At 40.9% G+C, this 14099-nt stretch carries 16 protein-coding genes; all 16 read left to right on the top strand.

Annotated features, from left to right (window positions below):
* The first annotated feature begins 101 nt into the window (after positions 1-101).
* The 16 genes from QDN89_RS07965 to QDN89_RS21985 all read left to right on the top strand — a co-directional run bounded on the left by QDN89_RS07965 (position 102) and on the right by QDN89_RS21985 (position 14041).
* A complete protein-coding gene (locus QDN89_RS07965) occupies positions 102-800 on the top strand; it encodes a response regulator (protein ID WP_280769581.1) in 699 nt (232 codons plus the stop codon).
* A 196-nt stretch (positions 801-996) separates the two neighbouring features.
* Entirely contained in the window at positions 997-1851 is an 855-nt protein-coding gene (locus QDN89_RS07960; protein ID WP_280769580.1) for a DegV family protein, read from the top strand.
* 102 nt (positions 1852-1953) lie between these two features.
* Positions 1954-3534, top strand: a complete 1581-nt coding sequence (locus QDN89_RS07955; RefSeq protein WP_280769579.1) for an ATP-dependent helicase ComFA — start codon at positions 1954-1956, stop codon at positions 3532-3534.
* Positions 3535-3549: 15 nt separating this feature from the next.
* Positions 3550-4359: a ComF family protein gene (locus QDN89_RS07950; protein ID WP_280769578.1), complete on the top strand. Its 810-nt coding sequence runs from the start codon at positions 3550-3552 to the stop codon at positions 4357-4359.
* Positions 4360-4365: 6 nt separating this feature from the next.
* Positions 4366-4866 carry a TIGR03826 family flagellar region protein gene (locus QDN89_RS07945; RefSeq protein WP_342394370.1) on the top strand — a complete coding sequence of 167 codons (501 nt, stop codon included), beginning with the start codon at positions 4366-4368 and terminating at the stop codon, positions 4864-4866.
* A 543-nt stretch (positions 4867-5409) separates the two neighbouring features.
* Entirely contained in the window at positions 5410-5667 is a 258-nt protein-coding gene (gene flgM, locus QDN89_RS07940; protein WP_280769577.1) for a flagellar biosynthesis anti-sigma factor FlgM, read from the top strand.
* A 26-nt stretch (positions 5668-5693) separates the two neighbouring features.
* Entirely contained in the window at positions 5694-6194 is a 501-nt protein-coding gene (locus tag QDN89_RS07935) for a flagellar protein FlgN (RefSeq protein ID WP_280769576.1), read from the top strand.
* Positions 6195-6269: 75 nt separating this feature from the next.
* The gene (gene flgK / locus QDN89_RS07930) at positions 6270-7934 is read left to right on the top strand and encodes a flagellar hook-associated protein FlgK (protein WP_280769575.1); all 1665 of its coding nucleotides are present in this window, start codon (positions 6270-6272) and stop codon (positions 7932-7934) included.
* Positions 7935-8021: 87 nt separating this feature from the next.
* A complete protein-coding gene (gene flgL / locus QDN89_RS07925) occupies positions 8022-8900 on the top strand; it encodes a flagellar hook-associated protein FlgL (protein WP_280769574.1) in 879 nt (292 codons plus the stop codon).
* 54 nt (positions 8901-8954) lie between these two features.
* Entirely contained in the window at positions 8955-9539 is a 585-nt protein-coding gene (locus QDN89_RS07920) for a DUF6470 family protein (protein WP_280769573.1), read from the top strand.
* Positions 9540-9708: 169 nt separating this feature from the next.
* Complete coding sequence (gene fliW, locus QDN89_RS07915) at positions 9709-10161, top strand: flagellar assembly protein FliW (RefSeq protein ID WP_280769572.1); 453 nt, start codon at positions 9709-9711, stop codon at positions 10159-10161.
* A 3-nt stretch (positions 10162-10164) separates the two neighbouring features.
* Complete coding sequence (gene csrA, locus QDN89_RS07910) at positions 10165-10404, top strand: carbon storage regulator CsrA (RefSeq protein WP_280769571.1); 240 nt, start codon at positions 10165-10167, stop codon at positions 10402-10404.
* A gap of 330 nt (positions 10405-10734) precedes the next feature.
* The gene (locus QDN89_RS07905) at positions 10735-11439 is read left to right on the top strand and encodes a response regulator transcription factor (protein ID WP_280769570.1); all 705 of its coding nucleotides are present in this window, start codon (positions 10735-10737) and stop codon (positions 11437-11439) included.
* A gap of 310 nt (positions 11440-11749) precedes the next feature.
* On the top strand, positions 11750-12625 hold the full coding sequence (locus QDN89_RS07900; RefSeq protein ID WP_280769569.1) for a flagellin N-terminal helical domain-containing protein: 876 nt from the start codon (positions 11750-11752) through the stop codon (positions 12623-12625).
* Positions 12626-12769: 144 nt separating this feature from the next.
* Entirely contained in the window at positions 12770-13795 is a 1026-nt protein-coding gene (locus tag QDN89_RS07895) for an ATP-binding protein (protein WP_280769568.1), read from the top strand.
* 138 nt (positions 13796-13933) lie between these two features.
* The gene (locus QDN89_RS21985) at positions 13934-14041 is read left to right on the top strand and encodes a ParA family protein (protein WP_425335383.1); all 108 of its coding nucleotides are present in this window, start codon (positions 13934-13936) and stop codon (positions 14039-14041) included.
* The last annotated feature ends 58 nt before the right edge of the window (positions 14042-14099 follow it).

Genomic DNA, 14099 nt, shown 5'->3' with positions numbered 1-14099 from the left:
ATATACAAAAGATTTTTGATGCATGATCCTTAATATTGGGTGTATATGACTAAAAAAAAGTAAATGAAATGAATTATTCATTATAATAGGAGGAGAAGAAAATGGAGAGAGACGATAAATTAAAAATTGTACTCATTGACGACCATCAATTGTTCCGAGAAGGTGTGAAACGGATTTTATCAATGGAAGATAACTTTGAAGTTGTTGCGGAAGGTAGCGATGGAGAAAACGTGCTAGATCTTGTCCGTCAAAACCAACCAGACGTTGTGTTAATGGATATTAACATGCCAAACGTCAACGGAATGGAAGCGACAAAAACACTCGTTGAAACGTTCCCGAATGTGAAAGTATTGATTCTTTCCATCCATGATGACGAAACGTATGTTACACATGTGTTGAAAACAGGAGCTTCCGGTTATTTACTAAAAGAGATGGATACAGAAGCATTGATTGAAGCTGTGAAAGTTGTTGGAGATGGTGGAGCTTATATTCATCCGAAAGTGACACACAATCTAGTCAATGAATACCGTCGTTTAGCAAATGATAACGGACCAGAAACAGAAATTGGTTTCCGTGAAGTGGAGTATCGCCGCCCACTACATCTTCTTACACGTCGCGAATGTGAAGTGTTGCAGTTAATGACAGATGGAAAAAGCAACCGAGCGATTGGTGAAGCGCTTTATATTAGTGAAAAAACGGTGAAAAACCACGTTAGTAACATTTTGCAAAAAATGAGTATGAATGACCGCACGCAAGCTGTCGTTGATGCGATTAAAAATGGTTGGGTTAAAGTAAATTAATTCGGAGCGATAAATTCCATTTTTTGCATAAAAATGAGAATGGACAAGCTTCCGAAAGGATGTTGCACCTGCTTCTAGTCAGCAGGTGCATATTTGTGTGGACACCTTTGATCAATCATTGGTAGTATAAGGATACTGACAGTTGCACTGGACGAAACGTGTGACTAATTTACAATGGAAGTAGAGGGAAAGCGTCATGGGTAAAATAGCTATTGTAACCGATAGTACGGCTTACATACCGAAAGATTTACGCGAGGAACATCACATAACCATGGTACCTCTCAATGTTATTTTTGGTGAAGAAACGTATAAAGAAGAGCAAGACATCACGAATGAACAATTTTATGAAAAGATGAAGGAAACAGAAGCACTTCCGACAACGTCGCAACCGGCTATTGGTCTGTTTGAAGAAGTGTTCCAAAAGTTAGCTGACGATCACGATCAGATCATTGTTATTACGTTATCGAGCGGGATTAGTGGGACACATCAGACCGCGTTAGCGGCGGGAAATATGACGCCAGATGTGGAAGTTCACGTGTTCGACACGGAAGTTAGCTGCATGGTGCAAGGTTTTTACGTCCTTTCTGCTGCAAAAATGGCGGAACAAGGATACAACGCGAAAAAGATATTGGACCATTTGTATCAAATGAAAGAACATATTCGGGCCTATTTCATCGCTGACGATTTGAATCACCTCCACCGTGGCGGTCGTTTAAACGGTGCGCAATTGTTTGTTGGAAGTTTATTATCCATCAAACCAGTGCTTCATTTCGATAATAAAGTAATCGTCCCTTATGAGAAAGTTCGCACGACGAAAAAAGCCCTGGCAAAGATTTATCATTTATTAGATGAAGACGCGAAAGACGGTGCTCCTCTTGATATAACTGTCATTCATGCGAATCGACCAGAAAAAGCAGCTGAAATTGCGGCGATGTTAGAGAATAAATATCCAAACGCAAACGTCTATATTAGCTATTTCGGCCCTGTGATCGGTGCGCACCTTGGTGAAGGTAGCCTAGGGATCGGTTGGGTAGATTCAAGTTTTAGCTAACATACGAAGTTCGTCAACAATCGGAGGAAAGCAAACGGCCACGGTCGTTTGCTCGATCCCAAAGAAGTTCGTTACCTCATTCGTAAAGGAGGCGCATGCCCAGTGCGTTTTTATCAGGTTTCACTTGATGACCCGTCCTTTCCGTCTTTGTATCCTAAAGGCGAGATCGTTACAAATCTTCTCTATTGGCTCATTCCTGAACGACTGATTCCAAGAGATGCTGACAAAATACCGACATACCCACTCGTAAGACTTTCTGATATACCCTCAAATGAGATTTCATTCCCCCTACTTAATGAAAAATTCCAAGTGAACGATAAGTTAAGAAATGTATTATATGGAAGGCGTTTGTTAGTGGACGAAATCACTGCCCACGTTTCATTGGACGTTATCCATGAGCATGTTTGTCATGGCGTCATTCACTATCAGCCAGCGATCACTCGAAACCCAAAGTTAACATGCAGGCGATGTGGCAACGATGATCCATTTTTATTTGGCGACATTTCTTGTGCCAGGTGCAAAAAAATGTGTGCCTATTGCCGCGCTTGTTTAATGATGGGACGTGTCGCAGAGTGCAGTCCCTTACTTACATGGAACGAAAAGGAAAAGGCGAAAGAAAAAAGGCATACCCTCGGTTGGAAAGGACAGCTTTCCCCTGCACAATCGAAAGCTTCGCAAGCATTAGTTAATCATGTAACGACTCGTTACAAGACGGAGAAGAATTTCCTGATCTGGGCCGTTTGTGGTGCAGGAAAAACAGAGATGCTGTTTGCGGCGATTCAATTAGCGTTAACGAAAGGTGGGCCAGTTTTAGTGGCGACGCCAAGAACGGACGTTGTGTTGGAGTTATTGCCGCGAATGACAGAAGCTTTTCCTCATACGGTAGTAAGAGCGTTTCACGGAGGAGTTCCAAAAGAAGAACGCTTCGAGCAAGGAGAACTAGTCATTGCTACAACTCATCAACTGCTTCGGTTTTATCGCCATTTTCCTCTCGTGATTATTGATGAAGTGGATGCCTTTCCTTATTCGTATGATAAAAAACTTCAGTATGCGGTGAAGAATGCTCGTGCGAAAGAAAGTTTGACCGTTTATGTGACAGCAACTCCTCCAGATAACCTGAAGAGAAAGGCTGCGTCGGGGAAGATTGCTTATGTAAAAGTACTGAGGCGTTACCATGGTCACGACCTTCCTGTTCCAAAACAAACGTGGATCGGAAACTGGAAAAAGAAACTTCTTAAAGGAAATTTACCTAACCCAGTCATTGAGTGGCTTCGAGGTCATATCGCTAATCAAAAACAAGTGTTTTTATTCGTGCCGCAAATTTCGTTGATGGAAAAAATCGAAGAAGCTGTTCGGATAGCATGTGAAACCGTCAACGTGGAAACCGTCCATGCGGCGGATCCGAGTCGACGTGAGAAAGTAATAAGGTTTCGTGAAGGCGAAACGAACGTGTTAGTGACAACGACCATTTTAGAGCGAGGAGTCACGGTGAAAGGTGTGCAAGTCGGAATTTTAGGAGCCGAAGATCGTATTTTTACAGAATCCGCTCTCGTGCAAATCTCAGGTCGTGTGGGAAGGAGTCCAGATCGACCAAGTGGTGACGTTGTGTTTTTTCACTATGGTAAAACAAAGGCGATGGGACAAGCGATCCGCCATATTGAAATGATGAATAAAGATCGATGATGGAGGCGAGGGAAGGTGTCAAAGTGGAGTGATACGCTGTCAGAAACGAGTCGATGTTTATATTGTGATCGGTCATTTATGGAAGAAGTGAACTGGACGTGGGCATTAGGGCTACCTGAAGAAAAAGTATTATGCCCCGACTGCGAAGGGAAACTGGTGAACATAAACGAAGTAGGATGCGAGATGTGTGGACGACAAGTTGAAAAAGCAGATCATGATTTTGTGGATGCGTCGGTGAAACTGCCGGCTACCTTTGTGAAAGAACCTGTAACGTTATGTCGCGATTGTGCGAAGTGGAAGGAAGCAGAAAAAGGCGAAGATCGTTCGGTGCAGCAGCGTTCTTTATATGTTTACAATGACTTCCTTCAAGAAGTGATGGCGCAGTATAAGTACCGCGGAGATGCGACCCTTGCCACGCTTTTTTCCAAGAAATTAAAGCGGTTAACGAGGCCTTTGGGGAAGATTGATGTGGTGACGGTGGTGCCCCTTTCGGAGGAGCGGTTGTGGGAGCGGGGGTTCAATCAAGCGGAATTGTTGGCTGGGGAGTTTGCGTGCTGTGATGTGTTGCAGCGGCGAGGGGAAACGGCGAAGCAAAGTAAGCGGGATAGACGGGAACGAATTGCCGCACTTCAGGGCGCGTTTCGGTTGTCTGTTGAGGGAGAGAAGTGGCATTGGGCGGGGAAGCGTGTGCTAATCATTGATGATATTTATACGACGGGAGCGACGTTACGTTCTGCGTCGACTGTGTTGTATGAGGCTGGTGCGGAGAAAGTGTTTGCGGTGACGGTAGCGAGGGCGACGGGTGCTTTGAAAAACAACGGTTAAAGTTTGTTGAATTATGTCGATATAACTAATATATACTTTGGATTCAAAGGAGTGGGGAAGATGGCAGATTTGGCAAACTGTCCGAATTGTGACAAGTTGTTTGTGAAGGCATTGCGATCTGTTTGTGATCAGTGTGCCCGTGAGGTGGAGGAGAAATATCAAACGGTGTACACGTTTATTCGCAAGCGAGAGAATCGTAAGGCGACCATGGATGAGGTCGTCGAGGCGACGGAAGTGAGTAGAGAGTTGATTACTCAGTTTGTGAAAGAGGGTCGCTTGCACTTGGCGCAATTTCCTAATTTAACGTACCCGTGCGAGAAGTGCGACAGAGAAATTCGCGAGGGGCGGATTTGTGAAAAGTGTCGTGGGGAAATCCAGTCAGGCTTGCATGCTGGTGAGCGGCAACAAGCGTTTGAAGGGCGAAAAAAGGAGCGTGAAACTGCGCGGTACAAGACTTATTCGACGATGGACGAGCGAGTTCGTGAAGGTCGGAATAGAAGGAGATAACGTTTGAGGGGAGGCGTTCAACTTTGGTTTGGTAACCATAGTTGGGCGTTTTTTTGTGTTTGGGAAGTGGGGGGGTGTGGCGTTGGGGCATAGTGCCCGAAGCGTGAGAGCGTCGCCGATGAAGGGAACTAAGCGAGTTAGATAGTTCCTTTCAGTTGCTGCCTTCCGAGTGAAGGGAAGTAAAGGATGCGTATAGTGTCCGAAGCGAGAGAGCGACGCTGGTGAAAGGAAGTAAGTCATCTAGATAGTACCTTTCAGTCGCTGTCAGCCGAGCGAAGGGAAGTAAACGATGAACATAGTGCCCGAATCGAGGGAATGTATACGTTGAAAGGAACTAAGCGAGCTAGATATTGCTTTAAGCTTAATTACATGGTTCTAATATATACGTGAGAAGCGTCGATAACAACGTTTTCTAAACGATGGGAGATTTTTTCTTGGCAAAACTAAAGAATTCCGCGTAGGATCCGATATAATAAACAGAAGTAAGGAATGTAGTCGTTCGTTTATGGAAATGAAGGATACTATTCCAGGAGGTGGAATGACATGAAGATTAATCCGATGCATTCGGTTCAGGCATATCGCAAGCTTCAGGAGACACAGGACCGTCAGCAAAATGAGCAAACAAAACGTTCTGATAAGGTAGAAATTTCTTCAGAAGCGAAGGAGATGGCTAAGTCGAAAGAGATTTCGGCGGAGCGTCAGGAGCGAGTTAATGAAGTGAAGAGTCAAATTGAAAAGGGCACATACAAGGTGAACCATCAAGAAGTGGCCAAGAAATTTTATGAGTTTTGGGATCGATAATCGATAAAAAGAATGAGGTGTGAAGCGTGGAGCAGGAGCTGATTCAAATTTTTCAAGCGATGACTGTCTTGCATGAGCGGTTTAATGAGCAAGCAGTTCGAAAAGAAGAAGTGATAAAAACAGGGGATATGCAAGGTCTTGAGCAAGTGATGAAAGACGAATCCCCGTTGATTCAGCATCTGCGGAAGCTGGAAAACACGCGCCAGCACCTCGTTCAGGAATGGATGAAAGAAAAGGGGCTCGTGAAGGAAAACGTGACGATGGAACAACTAACGCCACTCTTTCCGGAAAAAGATCGGGAAGATTTACTATACTGGCAGCAGCGATTAATGACGGAAATTCAAAAGCTGAAAGAGCAAAACAATCTTAATCAGCAGCTTTTAGAAGATTCGTTGCGGTTTGTCAACTTGTCCCTTGATGCGATGAATCCTCAAAACCAGTTTACTAGTTACTCTGGAGCTGGTGAAAAAGAGGATGATGACGAGATCGATCCAGGTGGACGCTCGTTGTTTGATTCGAAAGTTTAACGGAAGGTTGAATAGGACCATATTGAATAGATGAAAAGCATAGAAATTTATTAGTTTTATAAAGGAGAGAAAACGATGTTATCAACCTTTCACGGACTTGAGACGAGCCGACGTGCGTTAAGTACGCAACAAGCCGCATTACATACAACAGGCCACAATATCGCCAATGCGAATACACCAGGATATTCGAGGCAGCGCGTTAATTTCACACAGACAGAGGCATTCCCAAGCCCGGGTTTTAACAAGCCAGGCATTCCTGGTCAGTTGGGAACTGGGGTCAAAGCAGGCGAAATTCAACGTGTCCGTGAGGCATTCTTGGACATGCAGTTTCGTGCGGAAAATAATAAGAGTGGATATTGGGATGCGCGCCATACGTCTCTTTCTAAAATAGAAGACATTATGAATGAACCAACGGAAGATGGCTTGGCGAATACGATGGACCGCTTTTGGCAGTCGTTGCAAGACTTATCGGCAAATCCAGAAGACTCTGGTGCTCGCTCTGTTGTCAGGCAACGAGGAATTGCCCTTGCGGAGACGTTCAATTATACACATGATTCATTAGAGGCGATTCAGAGAGATCATAAAGCACAAATCGGCGTTCAGGAAAAGCAAATTAATTCCTTGTTAACGCAAATTGATAATGTAAATAAGCAAATTAGCTCCGTTGAACCGCACGGGATGTTACCAAATGATCTTTACGATCAGCGGGATCAGTTAGTAGACGAGCTTTCGCAATATATGAATATCAAGGTCGAAAGAGTAGCTAGTGGAGGCCAAGCAAAAGATATGGCTGAAGGGAAATATACGATTTCTTTACTCGGTCAAAATGGAAAAGAAACCGGAATTACATTAGTAGATGGGGCGTCCTTAACGAAAAATCAGATCGAGGTAAATTTCGATGGGGCAGATGGTTCCGTGAATGGGATGACGTTTAAAAATGATGACTTAGTTGATTTGTCCGTTAGTGACTACAATAACTTTGCAAGTGATGACCAAGTCACAGTTAACATCAATGATTTCATGAAGTCGACGGGGTCATTAACTGCTGTCATTCAAGCATTCGGTTACGATACTGGATCCTTCGCAGGTGATGAGTTTGAGTCGGGGAATGTGGAAGGTTTGCTTCCGGAAATGATGACAAACCTTGATCAGATGGTTGCAACATTTGTCGCTGAATATAACGACGTTCATCGTGCAGGAATTAGTTTATCAGAAATCAGGGGAGACCTTGACGATGGTTTTGAGGGCTTTGATTTCTTCGATTTTGCTGAAGATGGTATTGACTTGGAGAATATTCAAGGAGCGGCGAAACACTTAAAGATCACAGATGATATCAAAGATAGCCTTGATAACATTGCCGCAGCTAAAAATGTTTCGGAAGACGGTGGTCGCCTCGGTTACGCAGGTGATGGTGGCAACGCTCTAAATCTATCAGACGTAAAAGATGAAGACTTGGATTTCGGTGGAAATTCAACGACAAACGTCCAATCCTTTTATCAAGGTGTCATCGGTGAAATGGCCGTTGATACGAATGAAGCGGAGCGTTTATTACGAAACACGTCATCTTTACGAGACTCTGTAGAGGGAAATCGCCAGTCAGTAAGTAGCGTGTCCCTCGACGAGGAAATGAGTAACATGATTCAATTTCAGCACGCCTATAATGCAGCAGCGAGAAATTTGACCGCTGTCGATGAAATGCTTGATCGCATTATTAATAATATGGGACTAGTTGGACGTTAATAATTGAGAGTCTAGGATAATTTTGAAAAACAAAGGATGAAATGTCCGAAATAATGAATGAAGCGAATAGAAAGTAGGTGAATGTTCATGCGCGTTACACAATCCATGATTGCAAATAACTCTATGAAACACTTGAGTCAAAGCTATCAGCAACTGAAAACATACCAAGATCAGCTCTCGACGGGAAAGAAAATTTCACGAGCGTCACAAGATCCGGTCGTAGCGATGAACGGCATGCGCTATCGCACGCAAGTAACGGAAACAGAGCAATTCAAACGAAATTTATCTGAAGTATATAACTGGATGGATACGGCCGATTCCACGCTTGACCAAACGACGAATGCTCTTCATCGCGTGCGTGAATTGACCGTTCAAGCGTCTAATGATACGTATGAAGAAACACAGCGGGCCAACATTGCGAAAGAAGTACAGCAGCTGAAAGAGCATCTGGAATCTTTAGGAAATACAAAAGCAAACAACAAATACATTTTTAACGGAACTGATACAACGAACAAACCGATTGATTTGGAAGCGGGGCAGTTTTCCACAAACGAACAAAATGTGGAAATTGAATTGTTAAAAGGAGTGAAAGTTCCTGTGAACATGACTCCTAATAAGGTCTTTTCTGAGCAATTATTCGCTGATATTCAAGCGCTAGAAGATATGTTGAATGACCCGACTACAACGGCTGAAGACTTATCAGGAATGCTCGATACGTTAGATGTTCATATTAACAATTCAGTTGATGAGCGGGCTGAGCTTGGAGCTCGCATGAACCGCGTAGAAATGATCGATAACCGAGTTCAAGAGCAAGAAGTGATTGCGAAGCGGATCATGTCTGATAATGAAGATGCGGATATTGAAAAAGTCATTATCGCGTTGATGTCGCAAGAGAACGTTCATCGTGCCGCTCTTTCTTCTAGTGGTCGAATCATTCAACCAACGCTAATGGATTTTTTGAGGTAGATTTCCATCATTGATCTGAGCAGAATATGATAAAACGCACAAAGGAGGCCTGTGATGGATGTCGCCCGTTTAGATATTTCAACCGTTCAAGCACAAATCGGACTTCAACAGCAGCGTCCTCCGATGAGTATTCATCAGCCAAGTGGCGATCTTTATATTGACCAAGAGCTAGTCGGGAGTTTTCGGATTAGTACGACGGCATCGAAGTTGTTCATTGATCAAACGGAGGCGTTTGCTGATGCGGATCTGAAAGGACCAATGCGCCGTGTTGATGAGTTTGCGGCACGAGCAAGGCAAAATGTGATGCAGTATGTGGCGAAGACCATTCAACAAGGAGAACAGCTGAAAAAAATTGAACATGGATCGAATGCGATTGCCTCGATTGCGAAGCAAAACAGTGAACTGTTCCCAGAGAGACAGTACAATATCGGGATGGTTCCTGAGCATATGGGCAAAGTGTCCTTTGATTACCGGCCATCTGAAGTAAGTATGCAATTTGACTGGCCAGAACCGACGATTCGGTTTCAAAGAAATGACCCACAAATCAATATCCCACGCTGGGAAACGAACGTTTACCTTCAGCAAAAAAATCAAATTGACTTTTCTGTCATTGGAGGATCTATTAATCGCCAGCTATGACATCCGCTATTGTTGAACATACAGGCGGATGTTTTTTATGTGTGAGGTGAAATGAAACGTCATTTTTCAACAAAATGCAACAAACTGTTAACTGATTTCTCATCTTTCGAGACATGACGTATGATTTTCGTTACAATAAACTAATAAACAGATAATTGGAGTGATCAAGTTGAACATTGAAACAAAGTATTCTGGCAAGATAGATATCAATGAAAATAATATTATCGAGTTTGAGCAAGGGTTACCGAGCTTTGAAGAAGAACGATCGTTTATTCTTCTCCCGTTTAATGAAGAACCAAGCCCATTTTACATACTACAATCGACAAATACAGCAGGACTTGCACTAGTACTTATGACACCGTTTACATTTTTTCCCGATTATGAAGCGAAGTTATCCGACCAAACTTTAGAAGCCTTAGAGATTGAGAACGAGCAAGATGTGGCACTCTTCGTTGTATTGACGTTAAGGGACACATTAGAAGAGTCCACTGCCAATTTACGAGGTCCTATCGTATTAAACACCACTCGAAAAAGAGGAAAACAAATCGTCTTGAACGAATCAAGCTACCACACGAAGCATGAATTAAAGCCATTAACTGCTTCTGCAAAGAAGGAGGGCTAAACGATGCTCGTATTATCGAGAAAACTTAACGAATCGATTAAAATTGGCGACGATATTGAGCTGAGAGTGATAGGAATCGACGGTGATCAAGTTAAACTAGGAATCGATGCACCTCGCAACATCGATATTCACCGTAAAGAAATTTATTTAGCGATCCAAGAGGAAAACACAGAAGCATCCAATACATCATCGATTGACGTACTGAAACAATTGACTCAGTCAATTAAAAAACAAGCAGACTAAAGGCTTATCTAAATTTTTTAACAAGAAGACAACATCGCTTTCATGAATAGCCCTTTACCGAAGGGGGTTTCTTTTTTAAAAAAAAGTTCTTTTGTTCGGTATGACGTACAAATAGACGGAAATAGTCTCTCTAGAAAAAACGATGAATTATGAACGAAATGTTAACAAATAGTTATATTCTTGTTTAACTTACCTTATACAGGAAATTGTTGGCGTATTTCTCACAATTGCACAACAAAAGTCACAGATATGATACGACAATCGAATCTTGTCGGCTATAGTCTCAATCGTTATTCTTAAGAGTAGACATAAGTGAAAGGGGATCCATCTATGCACTCATTGTACTCTGACAAAGATACAGCGATAACCGAAAAGGTCCTCTTTATCGATTTTGATCAGTGCTTGACCGAGCAAGCGAAGGAGAAATTAACGTCAATTTCCGCTAATAACCAGGTCATTATCGAAAAGAGTTGCCCTCCTAATGTGGATCAGGTTCGCTATATCTTTCTTTTTATAGACGAAGCAAAGATCGACAATTATCATATGGTGAAATCTGTATTAGAAGAATTGAAGGAAAAAGATACATATACGTTGATCATGACAGCTGATTGTCCGACGAAGTCATTGTTCAACTTATTCATGTACGATCTAGATGGCATCGTTTCCATTCGATCATTTTTGAATAGTACGAAGCGTATTTTAAAAACGATTGACGAATTCGGTGTCTACTTAGAACAAAACCTTCACAGTGATTTGGTCATCGACCTTCAGCGAAAAAAATTGAAGGACAGACCGATCAAACGCCTCGTGCTACGAACGGAAGATGTGAAATACATACTGACAGATAACGAAAAGAACGTTCTACAAAATATTCTCGACGGACATAACAATCGCAAAATCGCAGAGATTATGTATTTAGCACCATCAACCGTTAGTACGGTGATTAGCCATCTTTTGAAAAAACTAGGTGCAAACGATCGCACAGACGCCATGGTTCATATCATCCGTAAAGGCTGGGTCGATGCAGTAAGGTAATAGAATACAAGTTTCGTAGCACCTCTTTTAGGTGCTAGTTTTGTTTGTGGAAAGTTGAAGTGCCTGCAGAGATGTAGGTGCTTATTTTGTGTTTACAGGGTAAAAAGAACGAAGCTTTAATACGACAGAATAAGATTTAAAAATTTTTAACATTTTTTTTAGAAAAAAGGTTAACATTCACTAAAGTGAACCGATAATACTATTGTACGATGAAAAAGGAAACGGCGGCCGACGTTATCTTGCTTCATCAAAACACGAACTTCCACTCACAAGGACGTGAACCGGAAGTAAATTCAAGGAGGAATATAATATGATTATTAACAACAACATTCCAGCAATGAACACGCACCGTCAAATGGGTATCAATCAAAACTCAATGCAAAACTCAATGGAGAAGCTTTCTTCTGGTATGCGTATCAACCGTGCTGGAGACGATGCAGCAGGTCTTGCAATCTCTGAAAAAATGCGTGCACAAATTAACGGTTTAGATCAAGCTAGCCGTAATGCACAAGATGGTATTTCTATGATCCAAACAGCAGAAGGTGCACTTGATGAAACGCACAGTATTCTTCAGCGTATGCGTGAGCTTGCAGTTCAATCTGCAAACGATACAAACGTCGATGTAGATCGTGAAGAACTTCAAAAAGAAGTGGATCAATTAGCTTCTGAAATTACTCGTATTTCCAACAATACAGAATTCAACACACAAAACCTACTAGGTGGTGCACTTGAATCTAAATTCCATATTGGAGCAAATGAAGGACAGAACCTAGAACTTTCTATTGCAGCAATGGACGCTAGTTCTCTTGGGGTAGATGATGGTACAGGTTCAGCAATGGACGCATCAGATCCTGATGCAATTGTAGATGCAGAAGTAAATGGTGGAATAAATATATCTACTCAAGCTGATGCTGATACAGCTATCACTGCAATTAATTCTGCTATTGAAACAGTTTCAGCTGAGCGTTCTAATTTAGGTGCGACGCAAAACCGTTTAGAGCACACAATCTCTAACTTAGATAACTCTTCTGAGAACCTATCAGCTGCGGAATCTCGCATTCGAGACGTTGATATGGCTGCTGAAATGATGGAAATGACTCGTGCAAACATCCTTTCCCAAGCATCTCAGTCTATGTTAGCTCAAGCAAATCAACAACCACAATCAGTACTACAATTACTTGGTTAATATTTTTCAACAATTTAGAGGCTTTAGCTATTATGCTAGAGTCTCTTTATATTTTTGATTGGGGAAAAGTCAACGAGTAGTAAATATTAAATATTATTATTTTGGTTCTCTACTCTATTTGAGCTTTTTATTAAAGGGGTAAATATGATAATAAATATAGTGAATTGTAAATATGAAAAAATGATAGAATTAAGTGAAACGCTCTCTAGAAATGACTACTATCAAAAACACGAAGATGGACTGATATTTTCTTTTGATAAACTTGATTTTATTGAGCCTACTGGTGCAATTATGTTCTGGGCAATTATTGATAAGTTAAAGTCGAAAGAATATACATTCTCGTTAAAAACTCTTGATAAGGAAAGTAGTGGACCCATCTCTTATGGATTAAATATAGGATTTTTCCAAATGATAGGGTTATCAACAAATACTCAATTTAAAGCAAATGGTCGTACATATATATCACCTACTAAAGTAAATTTAAATGAACTTTATGAAAGGCTTAGAAAAAAACATGAAAATACAGAAACATATTTTGATGATATTGCGAGTTTTTTAGTAGAGACAAACTTAAAATTTACAGATTATAAAGAGAATACATTAGTGAAAAGTTTAATCGAATATTCAATAAGGGAGATGGTTAGAAATATTTTCGATCATTCAGAAACAGATGAATATAATTATTCATCCCAATATTATGAGAAGGATAAGAGAGTAGAAATTGTAATATCTGACAATGGAGTGGGATTAAGAGAGACTGTACCGTTTGATATGGAGTATAAATGGTTTAATGAAATTTCGGATAGAGATGCAATTTTAAGAGCGATAATTCCTGGTATAACAGCAAAATCTAATCATTCATATGCTTCAGAAACTCACAAGAATACAGGCTTTGGTTTGAATATTGTAAAGAGAATAGCTACACATACTGGAGGAGATTTAACCATTGTGAGTGGAACTTTAGCAATGTCATTCCATAATAAAAGACATATAGAGCGAATTTGTGATTTTACAGGAACAATTATTAGGATATCTATGTATTTAGACAAATTAAATGATATTATCTTTGATGAAATTATAAATGATGCGAAAGAAGAAGCTCTTGCATTAGGAATTGAAATTGATCCTTCTTCAGCATCTAGTTCTTTAAATAATAAAAAACGAAATTAAGAAATTACTAGGTTTAAGAATTACCAGTAATTCAAGAAATTTGTTCAAAGTGTTGGGAGAATAACTATTAGCTTTTTATATTTTGTATAGACTAAGTGTGTTAAAATTTAGTGAAGATAAATTATATATTTATAAAAGGTGGCGTTCACCATCAAAACAATAACTTTTTTTAATAACAAAGGCGGAGTTGGTAAAACTACTCTAGCTGTAAATGTAGCTTTGTGGTGCCTGTCACTTCCCGAATAATCTCGACTTTCGAGTGATTATTAAATTTTGATATCTGTTCGATAAAAAAATCACAAGG

This window comes from Salipaludibacillus daqingensis (genome assembly GCF_029891575.1).
Taxonomy (GTDB): Bacteria; Bacillota; Bacilli; order Bacillales; family Salisediminibacteriaceae; genus Salipaludibacillus; species Salipaludibacillus daqingensis.
Note: the sequence above shows the minus strand (reverse complement) of the source record. Positions and strands in the feature narration are given on the sequence as shown.

Bases quoted from the DNA above. Each gene is read 5' to 3' on its own strand.
- QDN89_RS07965 (WP_280769581.1), top strand. From the start codon at position 102: ATGGAGAGAGACGATAAATTAAAAATTGTACTCATTGACGACCATCAA.
- flgK (WP_280769575.1), top strand. From the start codon at position 6,270: ATGTTATCAACCTTTCACGGACTTGAGACGAGCCGACGTGCGTTAAGT.
- csrA (WP_280769571.1), top strand. From the start codon at position 10,165: ATGCTCGTATTATCGAGAAAACTTAACGAATCGATTAAAATTGGCGAC.
- flgM (WP_280769577.1), top strand. From the start codon at position 5,410: ATGAAGATTAATCCGATGCATTCGGTTCAGGCATATCGCAAGCTTCAG.
- QDN89_RS07960 (WP_280769580.1), top strand. From the start codon at position 997: ATGGGTAAAATAGCTATTGTAACCGATAGTACGGCTTACATACCGAAA.
- QDN89_RS07900 (WP_280769569.1), top strand. From the start codon at position 11,750: ATGATTATTAACAACAACATTCCAGCAATGAACACGCACCGTCAAATG.
- QDN89_RS07905 (WP_280769570.1), top strand. From the start codon at position 10,735: ATGCACTCATTGTACTCTGACAAAGATACAGCGATAACCGAAAAGGTC.
- flgL (WP_280769574.1), top strand. From the start codon at position 8,022: ATGCGCGTTACACAATCCATGATTGCAAATAACTCTATGAAACACTTG.
- QDN89_RS07920 (WP_280769573.1), top strand. From the start codon at position 8,955: ATGGATGTCGCCCGTTTAGATATTTCAACCGTTCAAGCACAAATCGGA.
- QDN89_RS07895 (WP_280769568.1), top strand. From the start codon at position 12,770: ATGATAATAAATATAGTGAATTGTAAATATGAAAAAATGATAGAATTA.